We start from the raw sequence: 3180 nt of genomic DNA, 5'->3' as shown, positions 1-3180 counted from the left end.
TAAAGATACGTTTTCTTGCAGATATAAACAAACTTTATAACTTCTAAATAACTATTAATCAGTTGTTTAAATAGTTTTTAATGGCTGACTAAATAAATTTTTAAATAAAGACATTTGCACTCTGGCTGGAGCTAAACTTTTTTTCTATAAAAAATTAAAAAATGGAAACGGAAGCCATAAACAAGAATAAGGCGAAAGCTATATCGGAAGATTAAGAATGAATATCAAAGCGCACAAAAAAATAACCCATTTTCTTTCAACGAAAATAAATTGGCAAAAAGAAAAAAAATCTTTTTCGAATACAGCAAATCCGCATACAAATAATTAAAAAGATGTATCTTTGCAGTTCTTAAACATTGGGGTTGACTGGTTTCGACAGCAAGATCGATGGGTAAGTAAGCATGCAGAGAACCGTAGCGCGATCTCTTAAATCCCTTGCTACACAACTTTAACTGGCGACCAAGAGTTTGCTCTTGCAGCATAATCCGAATAAAGTAGGATTTTGCGTTTTCCCGAAGTATAGTACGGAAGCGAGATGTTTCCCAATTGCTCCGTTTCGCGGCGATTGATTAGGAAATATAGGAATGCGGAAATAAGGCTTGAAAAACTTTGGTTCAAGTTCGAAAACTTCAGAAGATAAGTTATAAGTTGGGTGTTTGTGCTCTGTTTATAATCGAAAATTAATTGCAAAATAAGCATGTAGAAATCTTATGTATTGCTTGTTTGGACGAGGGTTCGAATCCCTCCAACTCCACAAAAAGTATGTGAATCAAGTATTCATAAATTTTAAGATCTAAATCAGGAACTATGCTTCCTGATTTTTTGTTTTATATTCCCTAGGCTCAAAAATTTCAGCATTTTACAATTAAAAAAAACATAAAATAAAATTGAAGTAACAATAAATTATTTCTATTTTTTTAAAATTTGCAATTTATTTTACTATTTTTATATTGAATTTTAAAACATAATTTTTGGACGAAAATATTGAAAATAACTATTTAAATCTTATTTTATTTAGCAAAAATTTAATTGCTGAATCTTTGATGGAAGCTTCTCAAACTGACTCTACAGAAGAGTTTCCTAAAGAAACATTGCGAAAATTGAAATTATCTAGAATTTTCAGTGCTGCTTTTGCTTCGGAAATGGGAGGTGAAAACTTAGGATTAATTCCAGGATCTAATGTTGCCATGCTGCAAATTTTAAAAAATATTGGTGCAGGAAATCTTGTGATGGGTAGAGTTTTGGAAGGTCACATCAATGCTCAACTTTTAATAGATCAATTTGGGACCAATCTTCAAAAGAAAAATTTTGCGAACGATGCAATTGCCGGTCATCTTTTTGGAGTTTGGAATACACAAGCAAATGACGGTACTACTTTAAGAGAAAACCTCGACGAAAATTTTTTGCTAAGTGGCGCAAAGACTTTTGCTACAGGTTCTGATTTTGTTACTCGCCCTATCGTTACTGCAAATTTAGAAGATGGATCTTGGCAAATGTGCATTGTGCCTTTAGATAAAATATGCACAAATACAGATCCGAGTTGGTGGAATCCTATGGGAATGAAGGCCAGTAGGAGTTATAAAATGAATTTTGAGAATGCGGTGATTCCACAGGAAAATATTTTAGGAATTGCCGGCGATTATTACAAGCAACCATATTTTAGTGGTGGTTCTATTCGTTTTGCTGCAGTGCAATTAGGGGGTGCAGAAACACTCTTGAATGAAACGATAAAATATTTGCGAGAACTAAACAGAACTGAAGATCCTTATCAAAAAATGCGTCTTGGAGAAATGACGATTTTAATATCTTCAGGTAATCAATGGTTAAAATCGGCGGGAGAGTTTTTGGATCAATATATGATTAATTCTTCTAAAGAAAATTCAGAAATATTTCTTGCGCACGCCAATATGATGCGAACAGCGATTGAAAAAATTTGTACAAAAATTATAGTGCTTTGCCAAAAATGTGTAGGAGCAAGAGGTTTGAACAAGCCATATCATTTTGAAAGAATTATCCGAGATTTAAGTACTTATTTGCGACAACCAGCACCAGATGTTTCTTTGTCTGAAGTTGGTACATTTGCTTTGCAAAGTGATATCAGTTTGGATAATTTGTGGGAAAATAAAATTTAAAAAACATGAAAAATTTAGCGTTGAAAAATATTTCACTAGCTCCAGAGCAATGTGTATTGGGATTTGGGACAACAATAATTGTAGCACCGCATGCAGATGATGAAAGTTTGGGATGTGGTGGCGTGATTTCATTATTAAAAAAATATGGGCAGGAAGTTTATATTTTACTTTTAAGTGATGGAACATTATCTCACCCAAACAGCCTAGAATATCCTGCGGAAAAATTACGTGATTTAAGAGAAAATGAATTGATAAATGCTGCAGCAATTTTAGGTATTTCTACAGAAAATTTAATTTTTTGTAGATTCAAGGATAGGAGTATTCCAAATAATGAATCCCAAGATTTTCTCCATGCTGCGCAAGATATATCTAAAGTTATTACTGCCATCAAACCGCAAAGCATATTCGTTCCGTGGCGCAGAGATCCGCATCCAGACCATCAAGCAGCGTATCAAATAATTGATTCTATAGAGAAATACGAAGCAAAAGTTTATGAATACCCCATTTGGTTGAATGAAATTGGTGAAGAAAAAGATGCTCCAAATTTAGAAGAAGTAACACCTTTTAGATTAAATATAGAAAGTGTATTAGAAAAAAAAATGCAAGCAATTGCCGCGCACAAATCTCAAACTACGAATCTTATTACTGATGATCCTAACGGTTTTATGCTTTCAAAAGAAATGATAAACAGTTTTAATAGACCATACGAACTTTTTTATATTTCTAAATAATGGAAAATTTTGAAACTTTGAGGCCAGATTACTTTGAAAAAGTATATGCGGCAAATGAAGATCCTTGGGATTTTGAAACAAGCGCATATGAAGCAGAAAAATATGCTGCAACAATTACTGCTTTGCCAAAAGATAAATATAAAAATGCTCTAGAAATCGGTTGTTCTATCGGTGTTCTAACAGAACTTCTCGCAAAAAAATGTGAAAAATTACTATCTATTGACGTCAGTCTGTGAAAAAACCTTCGTTTATTATATTCAAAAATAGGGAAATAATTTTAATAATTCGCTTCTATTTTCGTATATTTAATGATGCAA

At 32.6% G+C, this 3180-nt stretch carries 3 protein-coding genes and 1 other RNA gene; all 4 read left to right on the top strand.

What is annotated here, in order from left to right; all coding sequences use genetic code 11:
• Positions 1 to 358: 358 nt before the first annotated feature.
• The 4 genes from ssrA to HNQ03_RS15870 all read left to right on the top strand — a co-directional run bounded on the left by ssrA (position 359) and on the right by HNQ03_RS15870 (position 3099).
• Positions 359 to 757: a transfer-messenger RNA gene (ssrA, locus tag HNQ03_RS15885) on the top strand.
• Positions 758 to 971: 214 nt separating this feature from the next.
• Positions 972 to 2132, top strand: coding sequence for an acyl-CoA dehydrogenase family protein (locus tag HNQ03_RS15880; RefSeq protein ID WP_173780675.1), 1161 nt, complete (start codon positions 972 to 974; stop codon positions 2130 to 2132).
• Between the two features lie 5 nt (positions 2133 to 2137).
• Positions 2138 to 2863 (top strand): PIG-L deacetylase family protein, encoded by a 726-nt coding sequence (locus tag HNQ03_RS15875; protein WP_173780674.1) that lies wholly within the window; start codon positions 2138 to 2140, stop codon positions 2861 to 2863.
• The gene (locus HNQ03_RS15870; protein ID WP_173780673.1) at positions 2863 to 3099 is read left to right on the top strand and encodes an SAM-dependent methyltransferase; all 237 of its coding nucleotides are present in this window, start codon (positions 2863 to 2865) and stop codon (positions 3097 to 3099) included. The genes HNQ03_RS15875 and HNQ03_RS15870 overlap by 1 nt, the downstream gene beginning before the upstream one ends.
• Positions 3100 to 3180: the final 81 nt, after the last annotated feature.

It is taken from the genome of Frigoriflavimonas asaccharolytica (genome assembly GCF_013294015.1).
GTDB classification, from domain to species: domain Bacteria; phylum Bacteroidota; class Bacteroidia; order Flavobacteriales; family Weeksellaceae; genus Frigoriflavimonas; species Frigoriflavimonas asaccharolytica.
The sequence above is the reverse complement of the archived record's forward strand: the minus strand, read 5'-3'. Positions and strand labels throughout refer to the sequence as shown.